The sequence below is a fragment of the Vibrio comitans genome (assembly GCA_024346835.1).
Lineage (GTDB): Bacteria > Pseudomonadota > Gammaproteobacteria > Enterobacterales > Vibrionaceae > Vibrio > Vibrio comitans.
Genome location: AP024866.1, coordinates 1,654,435 through 1,679,358 on the forward strand (window position 1 = coordinate 1,654,435; position 24,924 = coordinate 1,679,358).

Consider the following 24,924-nt stretch of genomic DNA (forward strand, 5'->3'; position numbering starts at 1 on the left):
TTAAGCGTATGGCATCATACGCATAACAGCAGCCACTTCACACTTAGGAAGGATTGCGTTAGGACGTAGTTGACGCTTGTTCTTAGTAGTACGCTTAGTCAAGATGTGACGTTTACCAGCGTGCTTAAATTTGATACCACCAGCAGTTTTCTTGAAACGCTTAGCAGCACCTTTGTTGGTTTTCATCTTAGGCATGATGAATAACTCCGCATTGTTGAGTTGTTAATAACATAGTAATTAGGGCGAATGAAACCCTGCCACTTATATGCAGCAAGGTTAAATTACTTGCAGGCCGATAATTACTTCTTCTTAGGGGCTAGCACCATGATCATCTGACGACCTTCAATTCGGCTAGGGAAAGATTCAACAACAGCAAATTCTACTGTATCTTCTTTCAGTCGCTTCAGAACGTCTACACCGATGTCTTGGTGTGCCATTTCGCGGCCACGGAAGCGAATTGTTACCTTCACTTTGTTGCCGTCTTCTAGGAAACGCGTCAGGTTGCGTAGTTTTACCTGATAGTCTCCAATATCAGTTCCAGGACGGAATTTTACTTCCTTAATCTGAATCTGCTTTTGCTTCTTCTTTTGCTCTTTAAGAGCTTTGCTCTTTTCAAAGAGGAATTTGCCATAGTCCATCACACGACAAACTGGTGGCTCGGCGTTAGGGCTGATCTCTACGAGATCCATACCAGCTTCGTCTGCTGCAGCCTGCGCTTCTGCGTAAGTAACGATACCTACTGGTTCGCCATCGGCGCCAGTTAAGCGAACTTCACGTACACTTCGAATTTCACCGTTTAAACGGTGCTGGTTTTGTTTGGCCGGTTGTTGTTGACCACGTCTTCCGCCTTTAATAGCTTATTCCTCCAGATTGAGCTTACGGCTTGAAACCTCGGCTTGGATGTAAGAGATAAAATCATCCACTTTGAACTTGCCTAGGTCCTTACCCTTACGAGTACGCACTGCAATCTCGCCAGCTTCCATTTCTTGGTCGCCGACAACCAACATGTACGGTACACGTTTTAAAGTATGTTCGCGGATTTTAAAGCCAATCTTCTCATTTCTCAAGTCCGCTTTGGCTCTAATTCCACTTTTTTGCATTTTTTGTGCAATTTCTTGAACATATTCTGCTTGTTTGTCAGTAATGTTCAAAATTACAGCTTGTTCTGGTGCCAACCACGTTGGGAAGAAACCAGCGTATTCTTCGATTAAGATACCGATGAAGCGCTCAAGTGAACCTAGAATTGCACGGTGAATCATAACTGGAACTAATCGTTCGTTATTTTCACCTACATAAGTTGCACCTAAACGGCCTGGTAAGTTGAAATCGAGTTGCACTGTACCACATTGCCACGCACGATCCAGACAATCATACAAAGTAAATTCAATTTTCGGTCCGTAGAACGCACCCTCGCCTTCCTGGATCTCATAAGGAATATCCATAGATTGCAGAGCTTGCTCTAGTGCTTTCTCTGATTCATCCCAGATTTCATCAGAACCTACGCGCTTTTCAGGGCGTGTAGATAGCTTAACTACGATGTTATCGAAGCCGAATGTTTGGTATGTATCGTAAACCATCTTGATGCAGCTAATCACTTCATCTTGGATCTGGCTTTCAGTACAGAAGATGTGTGCATCATCCTGAGTAAAGCCACGAACACGCATGATACCGTGCAGAGCACCTGATGGTTCGTTACGGTGACATGAGCCGAACTCAGCCATACGTAACGGTAAATCACGGTACGATTTTAAACCTTGGTTAAAGATCTGAACGTGACCAGGGCAGTTCATTGGCTTGATAGCGTATTCACGGTTTTCTGAGTTAGTTGTGAACATCGCATCAGCGTATTTGTCCCAGTGACCAGAACGTTCCCAAAGAACGCGGTCCATCATTAGAGGACCTTTTACTTCTTGGTAATCGTATTCTGTTAGTTTTTCACGAACGAATACTTCTAGATCACGGAAGATAGACCAACCATTGTGGTGCCAGAACACCATACCCGGCGCTTCTTGCTGCATGTGGAACAAGTCTAAATGCTTACCAATCTTACGGTGGTCACGCTTAGCTGCTTCTTCAAGGCGTGTTAGGTGCGCCTTAAGTGCTTTCTTGTCGTGGAATGCAGTGCCGTAGATACGCTGAAGCATCTTGTTGTCACTGTTACCACGCCAGTATGCACCCGCTACGTTAAGTAGCGTAAAGTGTTGGCAGAAGCCCATGTGCGGTACGTGTGGACCACGACACATGTCGATGTATTCTTCATGATGGTAAAGTCCTGGACGATCGTCTTTAGACACATTCTCATCCAAGATTTCAATTTTGTAGGTTTCTCCGCGAGCTTCAAATGCATCGCGAGCTTCCTGCCAGCTGACTTTTTTCTTAACAACTTGATACTTGGTCTTAGCAAGCTCTTTCATACGCTTTTCGATTTTGTCTAAATCTTCTTGCGTAAGGTGATGCTCCATATCGATGTCGTAGTAGAAACCGTTATCGATAGTTGGACCGATAGCCATTTTCGCATCAGGATAAAGTTGCTTAATAGCATGACCAAGAAGGTGAGCACATGAGTGGCGCACAATCTCAAGACCATCAACTTCATCTTTTGCAGTAATGATTTCTAGGCTTGCATCTTGTTCGATAAGATCACAAGCATCAACGCGCTCGCCATCTACACGACCAGCGATGGTAGCTTTTGCAAGACCAGGGCCGATAGAAGCTGCGATATCTAGAGTTGATACAGGGTTGTCAAATTGACGCTGACTGCCGTCAGGAAGAGTAATTACAGGCATTTTAAGTCCTATTCCAGTGGTGTTACATACGAAGCAACACATGTTTAAGTTAATCTCTTGCGTTCAATGCCTAGAATGCAAGAGCCAAAGAAATGGCCGTTAAGTCCTTCACAATTACTGATGTGATTGGATTCAAATAACAGCAAGCTGAGCATTGTAACCAAAATCACTCAAATAACAACCAAAATGCCCGATTACACGGCTTTAATTCGGTATATCAACACGTTAAGTTACACTGTTATACAAACTTATATACACTGGATAGACCATTAAGATTTTACACTTTGATATACTCCGGTCACATATCTACTAATAACAAAGATTTTAAGCCGTAACTATGTTTCTATCCCCGTACTTCGTAAGTGATAATTCTTCGATTCATTTTACTCGCAAACAAGCTAGCGATTTCGCTAAAGGTATTGCTGGTGACTTCAACCCTATTCATGACGAAGACAACAAGCGTTTCTGCGTACCCGGCGATCTGCTATTCGCTGTATTACTGCAGAACGAGGGACTAAGCCAAAACATGAAGTTCACCTTCTCAGGAATGGTCGGTGATGGTGTTGAATTACAGTTAAACCACGCATGTGATGAAAACAGCTCGGTTGTAGATGAAAAAGGCAAAGAATATCTGAGCATGGAGCGTCGTGGAGAGATCTGTACCGATGCTGAGTTAATTGAGAATGTTATTCGTGGCTATGTAAAGTTCTCTGGAATGAACTTCCCTCACATCATGGTTCCTCTTATGAAAGAAGAGCAAATGATGTTCAACACTAAGCGCCCTCTTATCATTTATGAAAACATGAAGCTTGAGTTTAATCGTTTTGATATCAAAGAGCCGACGGTAGAACTATCTAGCGCCACCTTTGATGTTAACGGCAAGCGTGGCGTAGTGACTCTGAACTTCGAGTTTAAGGGAGACGGCCAAGTGATAGGTACTGGCAGCAAGCGCATGATTGCTAGCGGTCTCATCCCTTGGGTTGAAGAAGACATGATGGCCTACGTAGACAAGTTCAACGCTGCGAAAACCAACTTTAACAAGTAACACCCGTTATCGCTGAATTATTGAAGAAGGGTCTAATGAAATTAGACCCTTTTTTACGTCTAGTCGTCAGCGAAAGATTTACTACTTTAGCAATGCAATTTGTTCTTTATGACGACCTAGATTACGGCGAATAAAGACTTAACGTTCGCTTTTTAGATGCTGCAGTACATCAATCATCGAAGGAAGAATCTGATGCCCTAGTGCTACTATCTCATCAGTCGGAGAAACAAGATCGGGAACTTGATACATTTGCAGGTTCGCTGCAATACCCGAACGCACACCATTGTTCGAGTCCTCAAAGCCTAAGCACTGCTGTGGCTCTATATTGAGCCGACTTGCAGCCAATAAATAGATCTCCGGATCAGGCTTGCCATGAGTCACTTCACATCCACAAGCCAGAATATCAAAGTATCCCTCTAGTCCAGCCAGCTTAAGTTTCGTTTTGGCCAAGCTTAACTCTGTCGATGTCGCAACCGCTATTGGTATGTCATTGCCTTTCAGCCAATCAAGAAGCTCCAATACACCCTCTTTAATAGGGATAGCTTGGTGATGCGTCACATCATGATAATACTCCATCCACACTTTACGCAGTGCTGGATAATCTAAATCATCAGGGTAACCAGCACGGATAGTACGCTCTACTCCTTGGGCATTTTGGCCAATAATAGCGAGATACTCAGGCTTCAAAAACTCAAGACCTAGTGTATTGCACGCTTTTTCAAATGCGTTCATACACACTCGCTCAGTATCAAGAAGCAATCCATCCATATCAAAAATTGCGGCTTTAAAGGTCATAACTCTATCTCGATGATCAGGAAACGAGATACTACTAAAATTATTTCATATAGCAACCATCCAAACTGGCCATTGCCCAGGCTATTAAAATTGCCAGCCTCTTCAAATAGCGACCTCAACTAATCAGTGATAACGTAGGCGTAAGGATTGCAAATTTTGTGGATAGGAAAAAGATGATTCAATGGCCATGTATTTTAAAGTTGGACGGTGATTCAGAGCTCATATATGCCGCTTCAGAGGATAAACTAGATGAAAAGTTAGAGGGCCTAATTATGGGAAGTGCTGACTGTTTAATTGATAGCTTTGGCCGAAGTTATGCAATCAGTCCGAAAGACGACACGTATCTATTCGAACCAAATGAAGCCTCACTATCGCTTCAATCCGTGACTCAGTTGATTCAAGAACATGAGTTCTCCAAAGCAGAAATGTGTCTGACGAAAATTCAATTTATGTCCATTGAAGAAGCCATACAGTCACTTGAGTTCGAAAGTTGACTGGCTTTATAAACCTTCATCCCAAAGAAGGTTATCCCTATTCACCAATGACGACTTTCAAATCTGGAATATTAGCTTACTGGTTAAAAGTGGGGGTTACATTGACGGCCCTGTTTAAGAAGCGCATTCTTCTAAATCCAAACAGGACAAAACGTGCGTTTATTATAAATACAACCCACTAATTGCTTGTTCTGTGTAAAGCATTGATATCGAGGCAGGCAAAATGAACAAAGTTTTTATGCTAGTTATGGGATTGCTTTTTACCAGTCGTCTGTACGCCAGCATAGCCCCGCACGTTAATGAACTTGAGCATGACGCCCCTATTCTCATTCGCTCGGCACTCATCGTTGGCGTGACAGGTTATGTTATTTGGATGGTAGTGAAGTACATTAAAAAGAATAAAACTTCTAGTTCCAGTGAACTATAGTGAAGTCTTCAACGAGTCACCTTTTTATTATCAACGGCATATAAGTTCAAGTTAGCGATAACACTTACAATAAACACAACAACCCTTGAAACCTGCAAGATAACGGTCCTTTATCGAACTCGTCATCCGCAACAACCACCTACCAATGAGTCTAGCAAGATACGCACGTCGATTGATGAACCTCACAAGACGCAATATCAAAGAATTCCGTGCACTCTAAACACACCACCCTGACTAAGAAAACTGGCATGGGCGTATTGAGGTGGTTCGGACTCAAGCGATCAGAAATACCAATAACCATTAGGTTATTCTTGGTTTTATAACCCTCTTTAATCTTCATTGGGATGGGCCTCTTTTTTGTAGCTACACTAGTCAGCGGTCACAGAGAATCTACTCGCATTAAAGAGATGTAGGCGAGTAATTTCTATAGCTCTGTAACTCACATGGGTGATAAGTCAGCTTATTCTACTTTACGGCGTACAGAGTTCCTATGTTGTTAAATTAAGATCATTTATAAACCCGATTTATACACGATATTACATCTTTTATAGGTTAAGCCTGCTCTCTACTAAGTCGTGTAATCAACAAGAGTCTGGCCTATTCAAAGAATCCTACGCTGACGCACATCCGAGAAAAGGAGTTTAATGCTCAATTCTCTCTCACCTGAATAAAGCTACTCTATACTTCTGGAAATACTTACTCGAAATCTCAGTGTAATACTTAAGATGGCCTCATCCAGAGCGCAAAAACATACCTTATCAATGAGCGAAAAATGGATCCATTAACGCAAGGATTGCTTGGGGCTTCAGTGCCCCAGTCAATTAGTAAAAAACAGCATATTGTTGTCGCTGGTGCATTGGGGTTGCTCGCTGGAATGGCGCCAGATTTAGATGTACTTATTCGTTCATCGAGTGATCCATTGCTGTTTTTGCAATTTCATCGACAATTTACCCACTCACTTCTGTTTATCCCTATTGGTAGTCTTATTTGTGCGTTGGTTTTGCATTGGCTTATAGCAAAAAAACACAACTTTTCGTTTAAACAAAGCTGGGCATATTGCGCCTTAGGCTATGGTACTCACGGGCTACTTGACTCCTGCACCTCATACGGAACCCAGCTATTTTGGCCTTTTACCAATGAACGTTTTGCATGGAACACCATCTCAGTTATTGATCCTTTATTCACTCTCCCCCTATTAATTTTGCTTATACTTGCAACGCTAAAGAAAAGGCCTTTATTAGCACGTGTTGCACTTCTATGGGCCTTAATCTACCTCACCCTTGGGGTAATCCAACGAGACAGAGCAGAAGCGAGTGGATTGCAATTAGCCAAAGAGCGGCAGCATGCGCCAGTGCGAATTGAAACAAAGCCTACGTTCGGCAATATCTTACTGTGGAAGGTGATTTACGAAACGGATGATCGATATTATGTGGATGCTGTCAGATTGGGCACATCGGTAACAAAGTACTCTGGTGAATCTATCTCCAAACTAAACGTTAATAGAGATTTTCCTTGGCTAGATCCTAACTCGCAACAAGCAAAAGACATAGAACGCTTTAGACAGTTTTCGAATGATTTCATAGCACAAGATCCTACCGATAAATTCAAAATTATCGATGTGCGATACTCTATGATACCCAATGAAATTAGAGCACTTTGGAGCATCAACCTATCGCCTTCTGTTGATGCGAGCACACACGTTAAATACACAACCCATCGCGACAACACTCCAGAATCAAGAAAGCGTTTTGTAAATATGCTAACCGGCGATTAAAGTATTTATTCGACACGAAGGTAGGAAGTTAAGCCTGCCCCATCAAAGAGTGGATTCATTAAAAATCTTTGACTAGCGTTGGCGTATTAGAAAAGAACACCTTTCCAAACAAAGATTTATACTTCCACCCATGGGTTCGCAGATGCCTTGCCAAACTTTTATTTTCGATGATTGCTACCTCAACGCCTTGGTAGTGGTAAGGATTCCTTTTCACATAATCAATAAACTCAGTAAGAACACCCTGCCCTCGTACAACAGGATCAAATTTAATCGACACTATTGAAAAGCGTTGACTGCCAATGGGACATCGGACAAAACAATGACCCAATGGATGAGTAATAGTTTCAGAAAATTCAGGGAATGAGCGGGATTTAAACTCTTTGGATAGTCGGTCGTATTCAACGCATAGCTGGTGAAGCAGTTGCTTTGCTTTTTGATTCATGGCGGCTTTGTTTAAGGGACCCGTAAAACACCTCAATATTGTAACCACAGGTAGCAATATAAATCGCGGTAAAGTTTTGCTCTAAATCCTTCCTCTTTTTGAGTGAATTATTCTTTATCTGAAATCCAATCATTATTCATATTACTGAGTTTTATCACTGTAAATGCAGGTGGAAAAACGCCATGATGTGGTAAGTAGCCAAAGCATTAATTTATAGAAAAGATAATCCTGTTGAAGCAGATTTAGGGGTTAGAAATGAAATCAAAACATATCGGTGAGCTGGTGTTGAGTGAACAACAGATTCAACAAGGGGTAAAAATTGTCGCAGATAAGCTGAATGAGAAATTCGAAGATGCAGTGGTGATCAGTGTCGTTCCAGGTGGCATCTTATTCACGGCTGATTTAGTTCGTAGTCTGAGCTTCGATTTAAGTATGGATACTATCTCTTGTCCTCACACACCAGGCGATAGCAACAACACCTCTTCCATCGTATACCACGAGAACATTTCAATTCGAGGTAAGGATGTCATCATGATCGACGATGCAATTGAATCTGGTGGCACGATGAAAAGGTTGGTAGAGCATATTTCCAACAACTACGAGGTTAACTCAATCTCTATCGCAACTTTATTCGTAAAACCAAGCCGAGTAGAGATACCCGTGCCACAGTATTTTGCTTATGAAATGAATAATGATGACTTACTCGTTGGATACGGATTGCCCTGGCAAGACAAGCTCAGAAATGTTCCTTACGTCTCTAAATTAGTGAAGTGATTAGCAAACCACATAAACAAATCTAAAGGATTTGTGTACTTACGATTCTTCAATCAAAAAAAGCGAGGTAAAACCTCGCTTTTCTATTATTTACAGCACTTCCAACAGTGCTTGTAGCGGATGCTTGACCACAGTACCTTCAAAGCGTTTCACCTGGCTTCGGCACGAATATCCCGTCACCAAACAACGTTCTATAGGTAAGCGTTCAAAGCTAGGTTTCCAACTTAATCCGTAGATATCCTTTGACCATTGCAGTTTATCTGCCTCATGTCCAAAGGTACCAGCCATACCACAACAACCAACAGGCACAGCGGCAAGTGAGGCGCCGAAGTGAGTAAAAATGGTACCCCACTCTTTTTCAGCATTTGGTAACATGGTTTTCTCTGTACAGTGCGCTAGCAAGTACCAAGGTTCCTGACTGTTATTGTCACGAGAAGGAAGTGAATCCAATTGTGGCAGTAGCCATTCATGCACTGTATTTACGGAAAAATCAGGACAATCTTTTTTCAGGGTTTCTCTGTATTCATCGCGGTAACAAAGCACCAACGCAGGATCTACACCCACCATAGGCATCTTGAGCTTGGCTGCCTCGGCAAGAAACTGTGCGGTATTTTGCGCAGTGTTGGTAAATTGCTTTAAAAAGCCTTTGATGTGTTGTGCTTTGCCATTGGGTTTAAACGGAAGCATGACTGGGATGAACCCTAGCTTCACCAGCAACGATACAAAATCATCAACGACTTGCGCATCGTAGTAGCTTGTAAACGGGTCTTGCACCACAATCACATGTCGCTGTTTCTGCTCATCGCTTAAGCTTGAAAGCTTTTGATGATCGTATTTTTCAACATGTTGACTCTTTAAGCGTTGTTTCAATGTCGGTGAAGATAGCAATGGCGCATCAACATAACCTACCGTTGAAGACACTAATGACTGGACCCAGCCCGAATCAAGTACTGTATTAACTAATTTTGGTGACAGCGCCATTACCGGAAGCAACGACTCTATATTTGCTACAAAATAGTCCTTTAAAGGCCTTTGATAGCGAGAGTGATACAAGTTAAGGAATCGCGCTCTAAAGTTTGGCACATCGACCTTGATAGGACACTGAGTTGCACACGCTTTACAGGCTAAACAGCCTTGCATTGCCTCATACACTTCATGAGAGAAATCATAATGATGACGCTTATTAAAGCGGTTGGTCATTCGATCTAGCATACTCTTCAAAGACAATGAGCCTTTGAGTGTTTTACTTTCTAAATCGAGTATATCAACGCCTTGTTCTGATAATTGGCGTAGCCATTCTCGAACGATACCGGCTCTGCCCTTTGGCGAATGACGTCTGTCAGCAAGTACCTTCATTGACGGACACATAGGTGAGGCAACATCGTAGTTAAAGCACAAGCCGTTGCCATTACACTCCATCGCGCCATTAAAGCTATCGCGAACGGTCACAGGGATCTGACGATCAAAATGAGCGCGTTTAACGCCTTTCACTTTCACTAATTCATCATCAGACTCTAGAGGCGTACAGATCTTGCCTGGATTCATCTTGTTCAATGGATCAAAAGCACTCTTAACACGGCGCAATTGCTCGAATAAATGCTCACCAAAAAATTCTGGGCCGTATTCAGAACGAAAGCCCTTTCCGTGTTCGCCCCACATCAATCCGCCATATTTGGCCACTAGAGCAACCACTTGATCGGAAATTTTATGCATGAGTTCTTCTTGTTTAGGATCGCACATATCAAGTGCTGGCCTAACATGAAGTACGCCAGCATCGACGTGGCCAAACATGCCGTAACGAAGATTGTGTGCATCTAACAGAGCTCGAAATTCGACAATGAAGTCAGCTAGATTCTCAGGAGGTACACAGGTATCTTCGGCAAAAGCAACCGGCTTAGCTGAGCCCTTTGTCGCGCCCAGCAAACCCACAGCTTTTTTACGCATCCCATAAATTTTACCGATGCTGCCTAAGTCGCGACAAATCTGGTAGCCAATAATGCCCCCTTCCTCGTTCTCAATCATCGAATCGAGTCGAGAACAAAGTGCACTAACTTGATCGTCGATTTCGGCAACATCATTACCTGCATACTCAACAATATTAACGCCCAGTAACTCTTGCCCAGGTACTTCGGTTAATAGGTCGCTTACTGTATGCCAAACAATGTCTTGCTTTGCCAAGTTAAGAACTATTGAATCTATGGTCTCAACAGACAGCGCATTCGCTTCAACCATCATAGGTGCCGAGCGTAGCGCTGAATCAAAACTGTCGTACTTGACGTTAACCAACACTCGAGATTTAGGAATCGGTGTTAGATTAAGCTTTGCTCGTGTAATAAAACCTAACGAACCCTCAGAGCCACATAGCACTCTCTCCGGCAAAAATTCATTGTCCTGTAAGGAGTTCTTTAAATCGTAGCCCGTTAAAAAGCGGTTCAAAGGTGGGAATCGCTCTTCAATAGCAGCTCGATGCTCTCGGCAGATTCTTTGAGTTTCAGTCACCGCTGATACAGCGAATGTATTCTCTTCAACACTCTTCCACTGCTCGGTATCGAGCACTGAACCATCAGCCAAAACAGCCGTGAGCCCAAGTACATGATCAGAGGTTTTGCCGTAACGTAATGAACCTTGCCCCGACGCATCGGTATTGATCATACCACCGACAGTTGCACGGTTACTGGTAGAGAGCTCAGGAGAAAAGAAAAAACCGTGCGGTCGAACAAGATCGTTGAGCTTATCTTTGACCATTCCCGTTTCTACGATCACCCACCCTTCTTCTACATTGATTTCAATCAGTTGATTCAAATGCCTAGAAAGATCGACAACGATATCTTCGGTCAATGACTGGCCATTGGTACCCGTACCGCCACCACGTGGAGAAAATCGAACAGTATGAAAATCAGGTTCATTACCAAGCTGTGCCAACAATTCGACATCTTGCTGGGTTTTAGGGTGCACTACCGCTTGGGGCAGTTGTTGATAAACGCTATTGTCAGTAGCAACAGCTAACCTGCTTGCATACTGAGTTTCGATATCACCCTGGAAGCCTTTTTGTTGCAGCTCCGATAAATAGCGTTCGACGATTGAGTTGATAGAAGAGTCTTGGTTGAGTCTTGGTAACATAATGCTTCCTGCGATAATCACGCTCTACTCCATTGCGTTCGGCGTGATCTTAATAATTCGTTCGATTTTCTAACACTTTACATGATTTATTCCTGCATAAAAACCACTTGAGACTATGGTCACAAATTGGGCTTTCAGAGTAGATAAAAAAGGAGTAAAATGTGTCCCCCTTTTGGTCGTACCGAGAAAGCATGAACAAGCAAAAAGCGTTGAAAAAAATAGCAAAGTGTCTTGAGTTGGGTAATTCAGCCAATGTAAATGAGGCGGCTAATGCCATCAAGATGGCGCACAACCTTATGCTCAAATACGGTCTTGAAAAAGACGATATTGAGTTCATCAAAATGGGTAAAACTCAATCCTCTCATCTGCTTCCTGCAAACGTAGGCAGTAATATTCTACGAATCATACGTGGGATTAATACCAGATTTGGTGTTGAGGCTGTGCTACTTAATCACAAGGGCCTGAAGCGTGTAGAGTTTATCGGTGAGGCTGATCGCGCTATCTTCGCTGCGTTTGCATTCGATGTTGTTTATCGAGAAATGAATGAACACACAGGTAAGTTTAGAAACAGTTTTGCAGGCTCTGGTACTCCTGCTTCTGAGGTGACAAAGCGTGTGAACTCGTTTTTATCTGGCTGGATAGAAGGCGCCCTAGAAAAGCTGCCTCTTATCGCTCCCGATGACGAGTCTGACAAAAAGATTAAAAATTACATCGATAAAGAATTCAAAAATATCGATCGTGAAACCTTTAAAAAGCAACTTCAAGAAGCCATGAAAAATTTAACAGCTGATTATGAAGTGGGACTAAAGAAAGGAAGAACCTTATCGGTAAGTCGTCCGGTAGAAGGTGCACAAGCAAAAAAATTGCTTAAATAGTCTTCAATAAAGCCTGAATGTTACTAAATTAAACAAATATTTAACATTTGCGCATTCGTAGTGTAATATTAGGTACCTAACCTTGTAGCGAGGATCGAAATAACGATGCTAGCTTGTCTCGAAGTTAAACAAGGTAGTATCACATGCAAGTACTTATGGAGTAATTAACGGTATGCAAAAAACTTTCTCACATTGCGATTGGTGTAAAAAATTAGCCTTTGTTGAAAAACTGACTTACATGGACGGCTTCGTCAATTCCAGCTGCGACACCTGTAAGCAAACCGCCTTAATCGATGTGAAACGCTACAACCATGAAGAACTCGTCACTCCGCAGAAAGAGTCTCTAAGCGGACACAGAGCATAAGCTCTTCTAGCAAGATAAACGACCCAGCCTAGCGCTGGGTTTTTTTATGCACAAATTTTAATTGTAGAGCTTGATCTTTAACCTAATCAGTATTACTGTTTATTCATACAGTATGTATGGAGATACAGTAAATGCACTTTCAAAACCTGAATAACAGCAGTACTTTAAGTCTTTCACCTCGCGCCTATCAGCCTTGTAACCTTGAGCGATTGGCTAAAGCATCCTCTGCTCGTAAGTGGATTCTATTTACTGCGCAAACTCACTTGCCTGAGCTCAAAGACCTTCAAACATACAGTGTAGATTGTGAAAAAATTATTCAGTTAAAGCCTTCAAATAAAAGCAACGAAATGGAAGTCGTCATCAAAGCTATCACTTCAGGTAATGCTAGTGCCGTCGTTGCTAGTGGTAACATTGATGCTGTCGCTCAGAAACAACTACAAGAATTAGGTAAAGACCATGATTGTGATGTGTTTTTCTCAACGTCAAATACTCAATATCTTCACTAAGTTAACAATAATTTAAGATACCAAAGGGGAAAACTCCCCTTGGCAAATGCCTATAGCGCAATCGTTTGCTTTTCTATTGGAATAGTGAAAATGATCTGTGTATTATTCGCATCAGTATTTGCCCTATTAGGTATAAATTATGAATCTTGCTGACCAAGTATTAGACGTTAACGATGACCTGCCTATCCGCACGGACAAGCCTGTTCACAGTGGTAAGGTACGTTCTGTATATTGGCTAACTGAAGAAGATAGCCGTCGCTTAATCAAAGAAAAAAACTATGATGTGTCTGAAGATGCACCTCTGGCTATCATGGTTATTAGCGATCGTATCTCAGCATTTGATTGTATTTGGCATGGTGAAGAGAACCTAAAAGGTGTTCCTGGTAAAGGTGCAGCTTTAAACGCAATTTCAAATCATTGGTTCAAACTGTTTAAAGATAATGGCCTAGCAGACAGCCACATTCTTGATATCCCTCACCCGCTGGTTTGGATAGTACAAAAAGCTAAACCGGTAATGGTTGAAGCTATTTGCAGAAAATATATTACAGGCTCTATGTGGCGCGCTTATGATAAAGGCGAACGTAACTTCTGTGGTATTGATTTACCAGAAGGTCTTATTAAAGATGGCTTGCTAAAAGACCTGCTTATTACCCCATCGACTAAAGGTATTTTAAAAGGCATACCCAATGTACCTGAAGTAGACGACGTCAATATCACGCGTCAAGATCTACTGAACAACTATGGGGCGTTTAACTTCCAAGCTAAGGAAGATGTCGATCAATACGAAGTACTCCTTAAAGAAGGCTTTAACGTTATCGATAGCGAGTTGGCCAAAATTGGACAAATCTTTGTCGATACCAAATTTGAATTTGGTTACGTTACAGATAGCAAAGGCAATGAAAAACTTATCTACATGGATGAGGTAGGTACACCTGATTCGTCTCGTATTTGGGATGAGCAAGCCTATAAGAATGGCGAAGTCGTAGAAAACTCTAAAGAAGGTTTCCGCCAATTCTTGCTAAACCACTTCCCTGATCCAGATATCCTTTTAAATAAAGATCGCATGAACGAGCGTGAAGCATTGGCAAACAACAATGAACTACCGCTATCTGCCATGATGGATCTGTCAAAAACCTACACCAGCATTGCCGAAAAGATCACTGGCAACGCCATCCAATTAAGCTCTAATCCAAAGTCTGAGATTGTCGAAATCTTAAGCAAAGAATATGGCTTAATTGATTAAGAATAAAACTGGTTCACTAGCCTAGTTCTAATCGAATTAAAATGACCTCCAATAATTGGAGGTCTTTTGTTTTCAAGAATTAAACAAAAGCAGCCACATCACCCAACCACAATCAAAACCAAGATCAAGATCAAGATCAAGATCAAGATCAAGATCAAGATCAAACACTCTAGCAACACTGTCGCCACAACCAATAGCAAACGACTTTAAATTCAATAAAAGTGCATATTTATATGAATCAATTCTTGCATACGTAACCTTACTGTGTAAAATCGCAATCAATGTTTTAAGATTCACAATAAGTGAATAAATAGTCATCATGAGGTTGTAGATGAGCGATATTTTAGTAGCGAACAATACGGTAAATAACAAAAGAAACGTATTGATGTTTGCTATCCCATCCATATTGGGATTATTTTTCTTTTTAGCACCGCTGAACGTAGCGGATAGCTTTACTTTTCCGTTGGCTTTGATGGCAAAAGGCGTGAAAAGTGTGCTTGGTGATGCCATTTTGCCTACGGTTACTGCAGTAATTTGCTTCTCTGCTTTTGCAACGCTAGTGGCCAACGTCCTTAAGCCTAAATTTGTTGTCCAATCGACTCTCCTCAACCGTCTTTTTGTTCTTTCTCCATCTTGGGTTGTAGTTAGGCTTTTAGGCGCATTGTTCACACTAGCTGCCCTTCATCAAGTTGGTCCTGAGCTTATCTGGAATAGGAATACTGGTGGATTGGTATTGCATGATCTCCTACCATCTTTATTTGTAACCTTCTTCTTTGCAGGCTTGCTACTACCTTTACTTCTAAACTTTGGGCTACTTGAGTTACTTGGAACTTTATTAAGTAAAGTTATGCGCCCTGTGTTCCGTCTTCCTGGCAGAGCAGCTATTGACTGTATTTCTTCTTGGCTTGGCGATGGTACTGTTGGTGTCCTTCTTACTAGCAAGCAGTATGAGCAAAAAAAATACACGACCCGTGAAGCGGCTGTCGTAGCAACTATGTTCTCACCTGTTGGTATCTCTTTTTCATTGGTCGTGCTAACACAGGTAGGCTTAGAAAATTACTTTGTCCCATTTTATGCCACTATCTGTTTGTCAGGTGTTGTAGCTGCAATGATTATTCAGTTCTTGCCACCACTAAGCTACAAAAAAGATACCTATATTGATGGAACAGCACCAAATAACAATGATGAACTGATCCCTGAGGGACAATCTGCGGTTAAGTTTGGTTATCAGCTAGCTCTAGAAAGAGCGAGTAAAGTGAAGAGCCTATCGTCTGTGGCAAAAGAGGGATTACACAGCGCACTGGATATGATGTTTGGCGTTTTACCTGTGGTTATGGCTGTAGGTACAGTCGGTTTGATAATTGCAGAAGCGACGCCAATTTTCACCTGGTTAGGTGCTCCTTTTGTGCCTGTATTGGAAATGCTGAATCTTCCAGAGGCAACGGCCGCAGCTGAAACTGTTTTGGTCGGTTTCACTGACATGTATGTGCCCTCAATCATCGCTGCTTCTAGTATTGATAGCGACCTTACAAAGTTTGTCATTGCCGCACTGTCTATCACGCAGTTAATTTTCATGTCAGAAACAGGCTCTGTAATACTGTCGAGTAAGATTCCGGTAAATGTGTTTGAACTAATGGCCATTTTTGTGTTGAGAACGCTAATCACACTACCGATCATCGCCTTGTGCGGACACCTGCTGTTCTAAATAGCCCTAGTATTTGACCCCGTTATACATGGTTATCACGGGGTCATCTTAATCTTCCTTCATATTGCTTCCTTCCAGTCGCTCACTCCTTTTATCTAGAGGCTAACCTTTTTTCTTCGGCTGAGATTCAACCAACACATCATTTGCTCTAGTTTACTTCGAAGTAACCTCTTTATACCCAGCATATCTTCATGCTTTGCTAACTTCATTTGCAATGAGCAAAACGCACTATCAAGCGCACTTTCCAACGAGGAGTTGGAGTGCATTACGTAGAGTGTTTGATCCTGTAAATAGATCTTCAAAGCAACCTGATATTTGCCCAGACTCTCGTGCCACTTAACGTCACATTTGAGCAATAATATGTACAAATTAAACTGGTGAATGCTCATATAGCCCTCTTCAATTAGAGCTCTAACCTGAGATGAGATGTCTACATTGTGACTGGTTATTTGCATCTTCTTTTCCTGCCTTACTATCACTAACCGATTGCGGTTATGCAAAGCTCTTGTTGCAACGCTACAAGAGCATGAACTCGATCTAAAACTAGAACTTCGTATGTTGAGTGTTCGCTAACAAACCTGCATCAACATCAAAAATGTCTTGCTCACTTAATGTGCCTAAGGCTTGCTTAAGTTGGATCTGAGATAATATGTATTGATAACGAGCATCTGATAGATTCTTTTTCGCCTGATACACATTTTGTGTACTCTCCAGTACATCAACCATGGTACGTGTCCCTACACTAAAGCCCTGCTCTGTTGCTTCCAGGGCCAACTTAGCAGACACAAGAGATTGTTTGTACGCTTTAATAGAACCAATCGATGAACGAATATTATTGTTGTAAGCACGAACATTCTTTTGCACATCGCGAAAGGTTTCTTCTAGCTGCTGCCCTGCAACTATGTATTGATACTCAGCTTGCTTTCCTTCAGATGTAACGCGTCCGCCAGAGTAAACAGGCAATGCAATCGTCAAACCAAGGTTGAAGATATTTTCATCATCATCCATTTGTTTGCCAGTAGCAGGGTCATTAGGCTCGTCGTAATTTTTTAAATAGCTATACCCTGATGTCAGCGATATCGTTGGTAAATGCCCTGAATTAGCGAGCGAGATCTGTTCTTTAGCGATATCTTTTTGGATTCTTCCTGCTAAAAGCTGCAAGTTTTCATTAGTCGCTTTTTCCACCAGCTGATTAGCAGACATAGCAGGTATAGATGTGGAGAAACGTTCTGTATCTAAACGTGCAAGATTTGCTACTTGTCGCCCTGTAATGGCTCGCAGTTCTTCGTATTCGTTTTCTACAGAGTTTTTGGCTTGTATTTCTTGCGCTACCACTGTGTCATATTGAGCTCTAGCGTCTTGTACATCGGTAATGGGCGCACTACCAACTTCAAATCTTTGTTCAGTTTGGTTAAGTTGTTTTTCAACCGCTTCTTTTTCCGCTTGTATGAAACGGAGGTCATCTTCAGCTCTAAGAACATTAAAGTAAGCTTCCGTAACGCTATAGATAACGGACTGTTGAGTAACTGCAAAGTTTGCATCTACCTGACGTGCATTCTTTTCTGCAATGGATAAAGAAATCCAACTGCTTCGGTCATAAATCGATTGAGATAAACCCAGAGTGACATTGGTCGTACTTCCATCTGTTGTGTGGCGATCACTATCTTCATAGGCATATCCAGCTGTCAGATCAATGATTGGGAGCAAACTGCTTCGCGTTGAATTAATTGCCTCGAAGGCTGAGTCTCTTTGAGCCGCTGCCTCTAATAGTTGTGGATCATTCTTTTTTGCCAAGCCATAAACTTCACTCAGTGAGTCAGCTAAAGCGGTGCCACTAATGGACAATAAAAGCAGTGGTGCCATTGTCAGTATATTTTTCATTTTTGTTACTCTATTTATTTACTATCTTTAAATGACATTCGCTGTAGGGATATGCCCCATAAGTGATCTTAATTTTTGTAAAGTTGAAACTTCAATTTGACGGATGTAGTCCGTAGATAATTTATGTTTCTCTGCTAACTCGACGATTGTTTTCTTTTCATGAGTAAGCCAACGGTTAAACACAATATCTAAACTAACTACATCGAGTTTCTTCAATGCTTTCTTTAATTCTATTGAAAGGTAATCCTTCCAATTTTCTTCTTCATGACTTTCATTCAAGTCTTCTTTATAAAACTCAAGCGCGCTATCTTCTATATGCATATCCGCGACATGCTCATCTTCATAGCGAGTAGAAAACAAATCACTGCTTTCCTTATCAAAATAACGATTATCAAGGCATTGATTGCTTAAATAAAAGTCTTCTTCATTGGCGACTGAATCATATTGATTAACAGCACCCACATAATATGAAAGACTTTCAAAGGTATCTGATTTATATAAAGAGGCTGACACAGACATTGTTTCTCCAAGTAATATTAATGATTAACTGGAGTGAATCTTAGGGGAGTCGAAGGTGTTTGTTATCACAAATCAATTATGCTGTTCTATTTTTTATATAACACAATAATATCAATAGCTTACAGTTGATTTTTATGTTTTATTTATCTGCAAGCTTCAGGCATCAGTTGAAGATCTTATGATTAAATTATGTCGACTGTGCGGTTTTAGCTAAGCTTTATACCATTTTTAGTACCTTATTAATAAAAGCGCGTACTTTGGCTAATAACAATAAACAAACAGGTACTAAAATGAAAAAACTAACATCATCGCTATTACTGAGCATAGTCATTTCACCATTGGCAATGGGTCAGAACTTAATAATCGACACTAAGGGTTTAGACCAAGAAAAATACAGTGCTGATATGTATCAGTGCGAACAACTCAGTGACCAGGTTCAAATGCAAACCACACAAGGTACAGGGCGCACTACTGTAAGGCATATGGGTAGAGCAGCGGCTTTAGGCGCTGGTGCTTCAGCAATTGCAGGAGGCTCAGGAACTAAAGGTGCAGAAATTGGTGCTGGCGTAGGCCTAGTGACTGGAATATTAGGAAGTTCGGCGGAAAAACAACAAGTAGCTGCTACTTATAATGGTGAAAAGAACAAAGTGATGCGTAATTGTATGACGCAGCGAGGATATACAATATTAAACTAGATGACTTAATTTGATTCACCTCATCAAATACTTACCATTAATAAAAAGGGCTCTGAGTTATATTCTCAGAGCCCTTTTTATTTTTAAGCAGTGCTCAATTAATCTAGCGTCACTGTCAGTATATACCACATATATTATTTCATGAGTGACCTTTAATTCCCTTCATTTTGCATCAGTACAGACATTAACAGAAAATTGAGCTTACTCATTAATGAGCTGAGGACACTATTTAAAGAATGAATATAGGGATTATATAGGTAATGAAGAGCCTATCTCTGGCTTCTTAGAACAATCACTTTGCCAGTGACAACGATAAGGTCGCTACTATCCGTTGATACGGAATATGGACGGATGACGAGTGTGTTAATCGAATACATACTAACTTAAAAACTACACAAGGATGGAGGCGGTGGGCGGATAGCCATATTAGTTTGCTGAAAACACTAATACAGTAATCCCAGAAAGCGTTAGCTTATCTGGGATCTTGGGGCGCGCGATACTTGCTTTATCACATAAGGTTCTCCAATGAGAAACTCAGCACACCCCGGCTTCTAGAACAAAAAATCACTTACGCGACTTTGGTAACCGTATAGTTAGAGGTGGGTTCTACGAATTCATTTTGTGCGTTGATGGTCTGCAATTCCCACGATTTTTGCTCTTGAGTTACTTTTAAAACTCCATAAGCCGCATTATGAGCATGAGCAAAGGCATCTTGAGGCGTCATACCCTTAACCAAACCAGCAGTAAATAATCCAGAGATCAGATCCCCTACTCCTACTGGTTGCTTGTCAAATTTTAAATGGGGGCGTTGAGCTAGGTAAGCTCCTTCCTCGGTCGCAAGCATCATAGAAAAACAATCGTCAGATAAAGAGTGTAAGTGCTTCACCAGGACGAATTTAGGTCCTTTACTCAATGCTAAATTACACGCTCTCACCGCATCTTCTAGTGAACTGATGGGTACACCCGTAAATTGAGTCAATTCAAATTGATTTGGCACGATAACATCTGCTATTGGCATTAAGTGGTTCACTAATTTATTTGTGACCTCCTCAGGAACGATACAACCCTTTTCAGGATCGCCCATTACAGGGTCACAAACGTACAATGAAGCTGAATTGTGTTGCTTCATCTGTTTCACTGCGTACGCCACTGAGTCGCACTGGGAGCCACTGCCTTGATATCCCGATACAAGAGCATCGCAGTTTCTTAGCTGATCGATGTTATTCAAACCGGCGATAATATCTGTGATATCCGATGAATCAAACACCCTACCGGTCCAACCTTGTTGATACTGTGTGTGATTAGAAAACTGCACAGTATGAATCGGCCACACTTCAACACCCATTCTTTGCATTGGAAATACCGCAGAACTGTTGCCTGCGTGGCCAAACACTACATGTGATTGGATAGAAATGACGTTTGCCATCTTATTGTTCTCCAGATAAATCTTATTCATTAAATAACGTCTGTTAAAAGAATCCCAACACCAATGCGTTGGTTATTGTAGTTGTAATCAATCAAGCTTTCGCCATAGCCATGGTAATACTGCACGTAGCCGCGTACTCGTTTAAGAAGCGGAAAACTAATGCCAGCCTCAATACCGCCATACCCGGTATCAAAGTTGTAACGGCCAACACCGCTAAACTCAAACACATCATATTTATACGCTGCAGTCAGTTCAAAATGTCCTAAATAGTCTGTAATGTCTTCGTTGTCAGTCTCTTCGCCAACACTGTAGTAGGGTTCTAGATACACCATTAGGTCTTCTTCTTCATAACCTATACCGCTAAAAACACGGTTCCAACTACGGCTCAGCTCATCAGTTCTACCATTAGATTCATGCTCAAAACCAACTCGAGAGAACCAAACTCCTTCGCCAACATCAATAGGAAGCTTGGTTTCATAAAATACTTCTGGTCGATAGTCATTGTCACGAAACGGCGATGATATATCCTTTGAATACGCTTGAAGGAACGATTTCATAGTAAAGCCAAAATACAGCTCATCACTGTCATTGAAAATTCCGTCAGTAATCAAAGGTACTTTGAAACTAATCTGGAATTTCATCTCCTGGTCTTTCAGTCCGTCTGCAGCATCGCCAAAAATATCAGAAGAATAAGGCTGTGTATTCACCTCTTTCATTGTGGAAAAAGGCAAGATGTAGTTCTGTCGATACGGTGTAATGACGAAAGGATTGTATTCGGTCTCTTTCTCTAAAACGTGTCTTCTCGTTGTTTTTTTCTCTGCCGTTTGTGTCGCTGTTTTTTCTTGCTGGCACTGCTGCTTAATCTCATCTAGATTGCTTTGGTTCGTGTCCATATGAATCTTGCGAAGCAGACAGTTATCAAATGTTGTTTCATAATTTGTTGCTTCTTCATCTGCCCATACATTCCCGGCGCCAACAGCGAATAACAATGCCAAAGACTTAACAGTTATAGAAGATGGTAAAGAGTGTTTAATATTCATATCGTGTGCTCCATTGAGTAAGAGTAAATTTCGATATGGATTATGCTCAACAAATCTCGTGGTTGAATAATCTAAAAAACAAACTTATGTAATCATTAAATCTTTGATTTATTGTTCAATAACAACCTTAAATTACTTATAAAAACAATATAAAACCGATAAATAACAGAGACTTAATTTAAACCCCAACAAGAAATCGAGTTCAGCCCTAATAAAAGTTTTATCGCCGTTGGACTCTCAACAAATGGCTCATTCCTGATGATAATGAGCCATTTACTGATCAGCGTTTTGACTTGCCTTTGTTTGAACTACGCGACCAACAACTTGCTGAGGTTAAACCAGTTGTAGTTCAGCTTGCTGTCAGCATTGATCTTCGAATTCACCAAGGTGATCAACTCTTTATTGGACTTAAGTGCTGCCTTTCCGCTATCAAGGGAAGCAAGCAGTAACGTCCGCTCTGCACCATCAACTTTCTCTTCTTCAAGTAGACGTACTAACGCCCTAGTATAAATAAGAGTGAATACCGACTCTTCATCCGACTCATCAATGAGATACGAATAGGATGAAAGCACCAAATTATTCACGTTAATCTTCGCCTTCTCCCCTTCGGGTTTATTTTTCAAACGATTTAGCATATTCATGAAACGTTTTTTTACTATGGTTGACGTTTTGCGTGAGGGGATAATTTGGTATGCCATCCACAATGCAAACAATCCAACCAAGTTGGCTACTAGTGTATTCAAGAACTGAGCAAAGTCGAAGCTAGGAGATGCCCCTAATGGCACCATGTTACTCCATGAAAATAACGACACCATGAGCACCACTTTTAGCAGAGACTTGCTCTGCCAAAACCAATAGGCCATGACATAATAACCGGCAAAGCCTGCTGCAAACGTAAGCAGTGGAGAACCAATTGGCATGACAATAAAGTTCACAAAAAAGGCAAATAGTCCTGCAACAAACTGTGCGTAAACGTTTGTACTGAACGCCCCTTCGGCACCTGGATTTGCCGCATACACAGATATCACCATACCAGCCATAATGATGGCGCCCATGCCATCACTCCACTGAAGTTCAATCCACATAAATGAAAGCATGAACAATGCCAACGCCGCTCTAAGCATATTGCTTAAGACAAGGTAACCGTCAGTAAAATGGTCAATATCATTTATGTATTTGCTCTGCTTGTAATCGAACACGGTTTCTTGGTGACTAAAAGCAGCAAGGTTTACCGAGAACTCAGAGGCTTTTTCCATCAGCAACTCATACTCTGATAACTCAAAGCGAGATACAAAATCTGATTCATCATTAAGCTTAAAACTCTGTTGTTTTAGCTCTTGCCATGCATCCTGAGTAAAACCAATAGCGTCCCCTAGTTTTCGAAGCGCAATGGCTTGAACACCTAAGTTAATGCAATCATAAAAGACCGAACGCCGTTTCTGTTTGCGATCTTTATTAGCTGTACTTCCATAGATTTCATCATCAACAGCAAGCCATTTATTACTCACTAGACTCAGAAAGCCACGGATCAACTTAGTTTCCTTCGATTCTTCTGCCTGAAAAAGGTCATCGATGAATTTATGGGTATACGTTTTGATAGAGCGCAGTTCTTTAGCGTCATCTGCATAAGGAATGATGAATCCCGCAATCATCGACATTAGAATGCCAAATGAGATAGCTACACATCGCAATTGAACATGATCAAATAAGTTGCTCATATCGGCATCTGCCGCTACCGGAAACCCCGCCAGTGCTAAGGTAATTCCCACCACGGCAAACATGTATGCAATTCTGCGATGAAAATAAGATGCTATGCCTAAGCTAACAACGATCCCTAATATAATGAATGAGTTGTATAGCCATGCATCAATCAGCGTGACACTAGCAACCAACAAAATATAGATACCACCGACAATCGTACCGGTGAACCGTGCCAGAGATTTTTTAAAGCTAGCGCCACTACTACCTGTAATCTGGATAATAGCGGCCGTCATCATCGCCGTTCCCGTTGAACGTGAATCCATTAATAGAGACAAGGTCCATGTTAGCAACAAGGCTAAAGCTAATCGCAAAGCAAACGTCGCCGATTCAGGATTAGTCCACTGTCGAAGCCATGAAGTCAGCATTAGTCTATATCCACTGAAACCGTTGTACCCGCAATCAACCTTTCACTGCCGATAACGTCTTTTGGAATACTAATTCGAACAGGGACTCGTTGAGCAAGACGAACCCAAGGGACTGTAGGATCTACGTCTGATATCAAGCCCGAATTATCGGCACTCTGATCAGTAATGGCTCGCCCTACACCTTCGACTGTTCCTACGAACTCACTATCAGAGGTGAAAGAATGAACAACAGCAGTTGCGCCTTTTTTGATGCCCTTGATCTTAGCCTCAGTAAAATAAGCCAGCACATAATAGGTGTCACTTTCTACTAGTGCTACAAATGTCTCCCCCTCATTGATGTAATTACCTTCTCTCTGTTTTAGGTTGGTAACATAGCCATCTTTGGGCGCAAATACCTTAGTTCGACTTAGGTTTAGTTCAGCTCTCGCCAATTTAGTCTTGCTTTGTTCATATTCAGCTTTGTTTGCTTCCACATCAAGCTTTTCACCTACCACTTGCTCTTGTGAAATCAGTTTACGAGGCAACAGTTTGGAATCACGTCTATAGACACTTTGAGACTGTTTCAATTCTGCACTAGCTTTCAACATCTCAAACTTAGCTTCAGATAGATCATTCTTGTAATCCGCTTCATCAATAACAAAAAGCAGTTCTCCTGCTTTGACATACTGATTATCCTGGACGTTGATCGAAACAATTTCGCCTGAAACCTTTGGAGAGATCTCTGCAATTTCAACGTGTATCTTGGCATCACGTGTCCAAAGGGACTCTGTGTACGCTACCCATGACGAATAACAAGTAACACCCGCTCCTGCAACTAGCACTGCAGGCAATAAAACTCTAAAAAACTTCATATTAACTCGCTTATATTAATTATATTTAAATACTAA

General features: G+C 41.4%; 25 protein-coding genes. 12 read left to right on the plus strand and 13 right to left on the minus strand.

Annotated features, from left to right (window positions below; translation table 11 throughout):
* The 3 genes from rpmI to thrS all read right to left on the minus strand — a co-directional run bounded on the left by rpmI (position 1) and on the right by thrS (position 2,786).
* The gene (gene rpmI / locus OCU46_RS07530; RefSeq protein WP_141271440.1) at positions 1-195 is read right to left on the minus strand and encodes a 50S ribosomal protein L35; all 195 of its coding nucleotides are present in this window, start codon (positions 193-195) and stop codon (positions 1-3) included.
* 104 nt (positions 196-299) lie between these two features.
* A complete protein-coding gene (gene infC, locus OCU46_RS07535) occupies positions 300-854 on the minus strand; it encodes a translation initiation factor IF-3 (RefSeq protein WP_141271441.1) in 555 nt (184 codons plus the stop codon).
* A gap of 3 nt (positions 855-857) precedes the next feature.
* The gene (thrS, locus tag OCU46_RS07540; RefSeq protein WP_141271442.1) at positions 858-2,786 is read right to left on the minus strand and encodes a threonine--tRNA ligase; all 1,929 of its coding nucleotides are present in this window, start codon (positions 2,784-2,786) and stop codon (positions 858-860) included.
* A 337-nt stretch (positions 2,787-3,123) separates the two neighbouring features.
* Here thrS and OCU46_RS07545 point away from each other — a divergent pair, with 337 nt between their 5' ends.
* Positions 3,124-3,831 (plus strand): DUF3581 domain-containing protein, encoded by a 708-nt coding sequence (locus OCU46_RS07545; RefSeq protein ID WP_141271443.1) that lies wholly within the window; start codon positions 3,124-3,126, stop codon positions 3,829-3,831.
* Between the two features lie 138 nt (positions 3,832-3,969).
* On the opposite strand, the gene OCU46_RS07550 is transcribed toward OCU46_RS07545, so the two are convergent.
* The gene (locus OCU46_RS07550) at positions 3,970-4,626 is read right to left on the minus strand and encodes an HAD family hydrolase (protein WP_141271444.1); all 657 of its coding nucleotides are present in this window, start codon (positions 4,624-4,626) and stop codon (positions 3,970-3,972) included.
* 173 nt (positions 4,627-4,799) lie between these two features.
* On the opposite strand from OCU46_RS07550, the gene OCU46_RS07555 reads away from it, so the two are divergent.
* The 3 genes from OCU46_RS07555 (at position 4,800) to OCU46_RS07565 (ending at position 7,321) form a co-directional block, all read left to right on the plus strand.
* Positions 4,800-5,120 carry a DUF4144 family protein gene (locus OCU46_RS07555; RefSeq protein ID WP_141271445.1) on the plus strand — a complete coding sequence of 107 codons (321 nt, stop codon included), beginning with the start codon at positions 4,800-4,802 and terminating at the stop codon, positions 5,118-5,120.
* A gap of 223 nt (positions 5,121-5,343) precedes the next feature.
* Positions 5,344-5,547 (plus strand): hypothetical protein, encoded by a 204-nt coding sequence (locus tag OCU46_RS07560; protein WP_141271446.1) that lies wholly within the window; start codon positions 5,344-5,346, stop codon positions 5,545-5,547.
* Positions 5,548-6,319: 772 nt separating this feature from the next.
* Positions 6,320-7,321, plus strand: coding sequence for a metal-dependent hydrolase (locus OCU46_RS07565; protein WP_141271448.1), 1,002 nt, complete (start codon positions 6,320-6,322; stop codon positions 7,319-7,321).
* 58 nt (positions 7,322-7,379) lie between these two features.
* Here OCU46_RS07565 and OCU46_RS07570 read toward each other — a convergent pair whose 3' ends face one another.
* Entirely contained in the window at positions 7,380-7,763 is a 384-nt protein-coding gene (locus OCU46_RS07570) for a hypothetical protein (protein WP_141271449.1), read from the minus strand.
* A 255-nt stretch (positions 7,764-8,018) separates the two neighbouring features.
* Here OCU46_RS07570 and OCU46_RS07575 point away from each other — a divergent pair, with 255 nt between their 5' ends.
* Entirely contained in the window at positions 8,019-8,537 is a 519-nt protein-coding gene (locus OCU46_RS07575; protein WP_141271450.1) for a phosphoribosyltransferase, read from the plus strand.
* Positions 8,538-8,627: 90 nt separating this feature from the next.
* Here OCU46_RS07575 and ydiJ read toward each other — a convergent pair whose 3' ends face one another.
* Positions 8,628-11,657 (minus strand): D-2-hydroxyglutarate dehydrogenase YdiJ, encoded by a 3,030-nt coding sequence (gene ydiJ, locus OCU46_RS07580; RefSeq protein ID WP_167495384.1) that lies wholly within the window; start codon positions 11,655-11,657, stop codon positions 8,628-8,630.
* 191 nt (positions 11,658-11,848) lie between these two features.
* On the opposite strand from ydiJ, the gene OCU46_RS07585 reads away from it, so the two are divergent.
* The 6 genes from OCU46_RS07585 to OCU46_RS07610 all read left to right on the plus strand — a co-directional run bounded on the left by OCU46_RS07585 (position 11,849) and on the right by OCU46_RS07610 (position 16,350).
* Positions 11,849-12,532: a DUF2786 domain-containing protein gene (locus OCU46_RS07585; RefSeq protein ID WP_017030739.1), complete on the plus strand. Its 684-nt coding sequence runs from the start codon at positions 11,849-11,851 to the stop codon at positions 12,530-12,532.
* Between the two features lie 172 nt (positions 12,533-12,704).
* The gene (locus tag OCU46_RS07590) at positions 12,705-12,896 is read left to right on the plus strand and encodes a hypothetical protein (RefSeq protein ID WP_141271452.1); all 192 of its coding nucleotides are present in this window, start codon (positions 12,705-12,707) and stop codon (positions 12,894-12,896) included.
* Positions 12,897-13,027: 131 nt separating this feature from the next.
* Complete coding sequence (locus tag OCU46_RS07595) at positions 13,028-13,402, plus strand: hypothetical protein (RefSeq protein ID WP_141271453.1); 375 nt, start codon at positions 13,028-13,030, stop codon at positions 13,400-13,402.
* Positions 13,403-13,541: 139 nt separating this feature from the next.
* On the plus strand, positions 13,542-14,645 hold the full coding sequence (locus tag OCU46_RS07600; protein WP_141271454.1) for a phosphoribosylaminoimidazolesuccinocarboxamide synthase: 1,104 nt from the start codon (positions 13,542-13,544) through the stop codon (positions 14,643-14,645).
* A gap of 66 nt (positions 14,646-14,711) precedes the next feature.
* Positions 14,712-14,855, plus strand: a complete 144-nt coding sequence (locus tag OCU46_RS07605; protein WP_167495385.1) for a hypothetical protein — start codon at positions 14,712-14,714, stop codon at positions 14,853-14,855.
* 121 nt (positions 14,856-14,976) lie between these two features.
* Entirely contained in the window at positions 14,977-16,350 is a 1,374-nt protein-coding gene (locus tag OCU46_RS07610; protein WP_141271455.1) for a YjiH family protein, read from the plus strand.
* Between the two features lie 95 nt (positions 16,351-16,445).
* On the opposite strand, the gene OCU46_RS20245 is transcribed toward OCU46_RS07610, so the two are convergent.
* The 3 genes from OCU46_RS20245 to OCU46_RS07620 form a co-directional block, all read right to left on the minus strand.
* Entirely contained in the window at positions 16,446-16,805 is a 360-nt protein-coding gene (locus OCU46_RS20245; protein WP_141271456.1) for an HPF/RaiA family ribosome-associated protein, read from the minus strand.
* Between the two features lie 88 nt (positions 16,806-16,893).
* Positions 16,894-18,231 (minus strand): outer membrane channel protein TolC, encoded by a 1,338-nt coding sequence (gene tolC / locus OCU46_RS07615; RefSeq protein WP_141271457.1) that lies wholly within the window; start codon positions 18,229-18,231, stop codon positions 16,894-16,896.
* Between the two features lie 27 nt (positions 18,232-18,258).
* The gene (locus OCU46_RS07620) at positions 18,259-18,750 is read right to left on the minus strand and encodes a sigma factor-like helix-turn-helix DNA-binding protein (protein WP_141271458.1); all 492 of its coding nucleotides are present in this window, start codon (positions 18,748-18,750) and stop codon (positions 18,259-18,261) included.
* A gap of 290 nt (positions 18,751-19,040) precedes the next feature.
* On the opposite strand from OCU46_RS07620, the gene OCU46_RS07625 reads away from it, so the two are divergent.
* Positions 19,041-19,445: a glycine zipper family protein gene (locus tag OCU46_RS07625; protein WP_141271459.1), complete on the plus strand. Its 405-nt coding sequence runs from the start codon at positions 19,041-19,043 to the stop codon at positions 19,443-19,445.
* Positions 19,446-20,013: 568 nt separating this feature from the next.
* Here OCU46_RS07625 and pdxY read toward each other — a convergent pair.
* From pdxY to OCU46_RS07645, 4 genes are all read right to left on the minus strand, one after another.
* Complete coding sequence (pdxY, locus tag OCU46_RS07630) at positions 20,014-20,871, minus strand: pyridoxal kinase PdxY (RefSeq protein ID WP_141271483.1); 858 nt, start codon at positions 20,869-20,871, stop codon at positions 20,014-20,016.
* Between the two features lie 29 nt (positions 20,872-20,900).
* Positions 20,901-21,911, minus strand: a complete 1,011-nt coding sequence (locus OCU46_RS07635) for a phospholipase A (protein ID WP_141271460.1) — start codon at positions 21,909-21,911, stop codon at positions 20,901-20,903.
* Positions 21,912-22,219: 308 nt separating this feature from the next.
* Positions 22,220-24,037: an FUSC family protein gene (locus tag OCU46_RS07640; RefSeq protein ID WP_141271461.1), complete on the minus strand. Its 1,818-nt coding sequence runs from the start codon at positions 24,035-24,037 to the stop codon at positions 22,220-22,222.
* Positions 24,037-24,888: an efflux RND transporter periplasmic adaptor subunit gene (locus OCU46_RS07645; RefSeq protein ID WP_141271462.1), complete on the minus strand. Its 852-nt coding sequence runs from the start codon at positions 24,886-24,888 to the stop codon at positions 24,037-24,039. The genes OCU46_RS07640 and OCU46_RS07645 overlap by 1 nt, the downstream gene beginning before the upstream one ends.
* Positions 24,889-24,924: the final 36 nt, after the last annotated feature.

Bases quoted from the DNA above. Each gene is read 5' to 3' on its own strand.
- rpmI (WP_141271440.1), bottom strand. From the start codon at position 195: ATGCCTAAGATGAAAACCAACAAAGGTGCTGCTAAGCGTTTCAAGAAA.
- thrS (WP_141271442.1), bottom strand. From the start codon at position 2,786: ATGCCTGTAATTACTCTTCCTGACGGCAGTCAGCGTCAATTTGACAAC.
- OCU46_RS07545 (WP_141271443.1), top strand. From the start codon at position 3,124: ATGTTTCTATCCCCGTACTTCGTAAGTGATAATTCTTCGATTCATTTT.
- OCU46_RS07550 (WP_141271444.1), bottom strand. From the start codon at position 4,626: ATGACCTTTAAAGCCGCAATTTTTGATATGGATGGATTGCTTCTTGAT.
- OCU46_RS07555 (WP_141271445.1), top strand. From the start codon at position 4,800: ATGATTCAATGGCCATGTATTTTAAAGTTGGACGGTGATTCAGAGCTC.
- OCU46_RS07560 (WP_141271446.1), top strand. From the start codon at position 5,344: ATGAACAAAGTTTTTATGCTAGTTATGGGATTGCTTTTTACCAGTCGT.
- OCU46_RS07565 (WP_141271448.1), top strand. From the start codon at position 6,320: ATGGATCCATTAACGCAAGGATTGCTTGGGGCTTCAGTGCCCCAGTCA.
- OCU46_RS07570 (WP_141271449.1), bottom strand. From the start codon at position 7,763: ATGAATCAAAAAGCAAAGCAACTGCTTCACCAGCTATGCGTTGAATAC.
- OCU46_RS07575 (WP_141271450.1), top strand. From the start codon at position 8,019: ATGAAATCAAAACATATCGGTGAGCTGGTGTTGAGTGAACAACAGATT.
- ydiJ (WP_167495384.1), bottom strand. From the start codon at position 11,657: ATGTTACCAAGACTCAACCAAGACTCTTCTATCAACTCAATCGTCGAA.
- OCU46_RS07585 (WP_017030739.1), top strand. From the start codon at position 11,849: ATGAACAAGCAAAAAGCGTTGAAAAAAATAGCAAAGTGTCTTGAGTTG.
- OCU46_RS07590 (WP_141271452.1), top strand. From the start codon at position 12,705: ATGCAAAAAACTTTCTCACATTGCGATTGGTGTAAAAAATTAGCCTTT.
- OCU46_RS07595 (WP_141271453.1), top strand. From the start codon at position 13,028: ATGCACTTTCAAAACCTGAATAACAGCAGTACTTTAAGTCTTTCACCT.
- OCU46_RS07600 (WP_141271454.1), top strand. From the start codon at position 13,542: ATGAATCTTGCTGACCAAGTATTAGACGTTAACGATGACCTGCCTATC.
- OCU46_RS07610 (WP_141271455.1), top strand. From the start codon at position 14,977: ATGAGCGATATTTTAGTAGCGAACAATACGGTAAATAACAAAAGAAAC.
- OCU46_RS20245 (WP_141271456.1), bottom strand. From the start codon at position 16,805: ATGCAAATAACCAGTCACAATGTAGACATCTCATCTCAGGTTAGAGCT.
- tolC (WP_141271457.1), bottom strand. From the start codon at position 18,231: ATGAAAAATATACTGACAATGGCACCACTGCTTTTATTGTCCATTAGT.
- OCU46_RS07620 (WP_141271458.1), bottom strand. From the start codon at position 18,750: ATGTCTGTGTCAGCCTCTTTATATAAATCAGATACCTTTGAAAGTCTT.
- OCU46_RS07625 (WP_141271459.1), top strand. From the start codon at position 19,041: ATGAAAAAACTAACATCATCGCTATTACTGAGCATAGTCATTTCACCA.
- pdxY (WP_141271483.1), bottom strand. From the start codon at position 20,871: ATGGCAAACGTCATTTCTATCCAATCACATGTAGTGTTTGGCCACGCA.
- OCU46_RS07635 (WP_141271460.1), bottom strand. From the start codon at position 21,911: ATGAATATTAAACACTCTTTACCATCTTCTATAACTGTTAAGTCTTTG.
- OCU46_RS07640 (WP_141271461.1), bottom strand. From the start codon at position 24,037: ATGCTGACTTCATGGCTTCGACAGTGGACTAATCCTGAATCGGCGACG.
- OCU46_RS07645 (WP_141271462.1), bottom strand. From the start codon at position 24,888: ATGAAGTTTTTTAGAGTTTTATTGCCTGCAGTGCTAGTTGCAGGAGCG.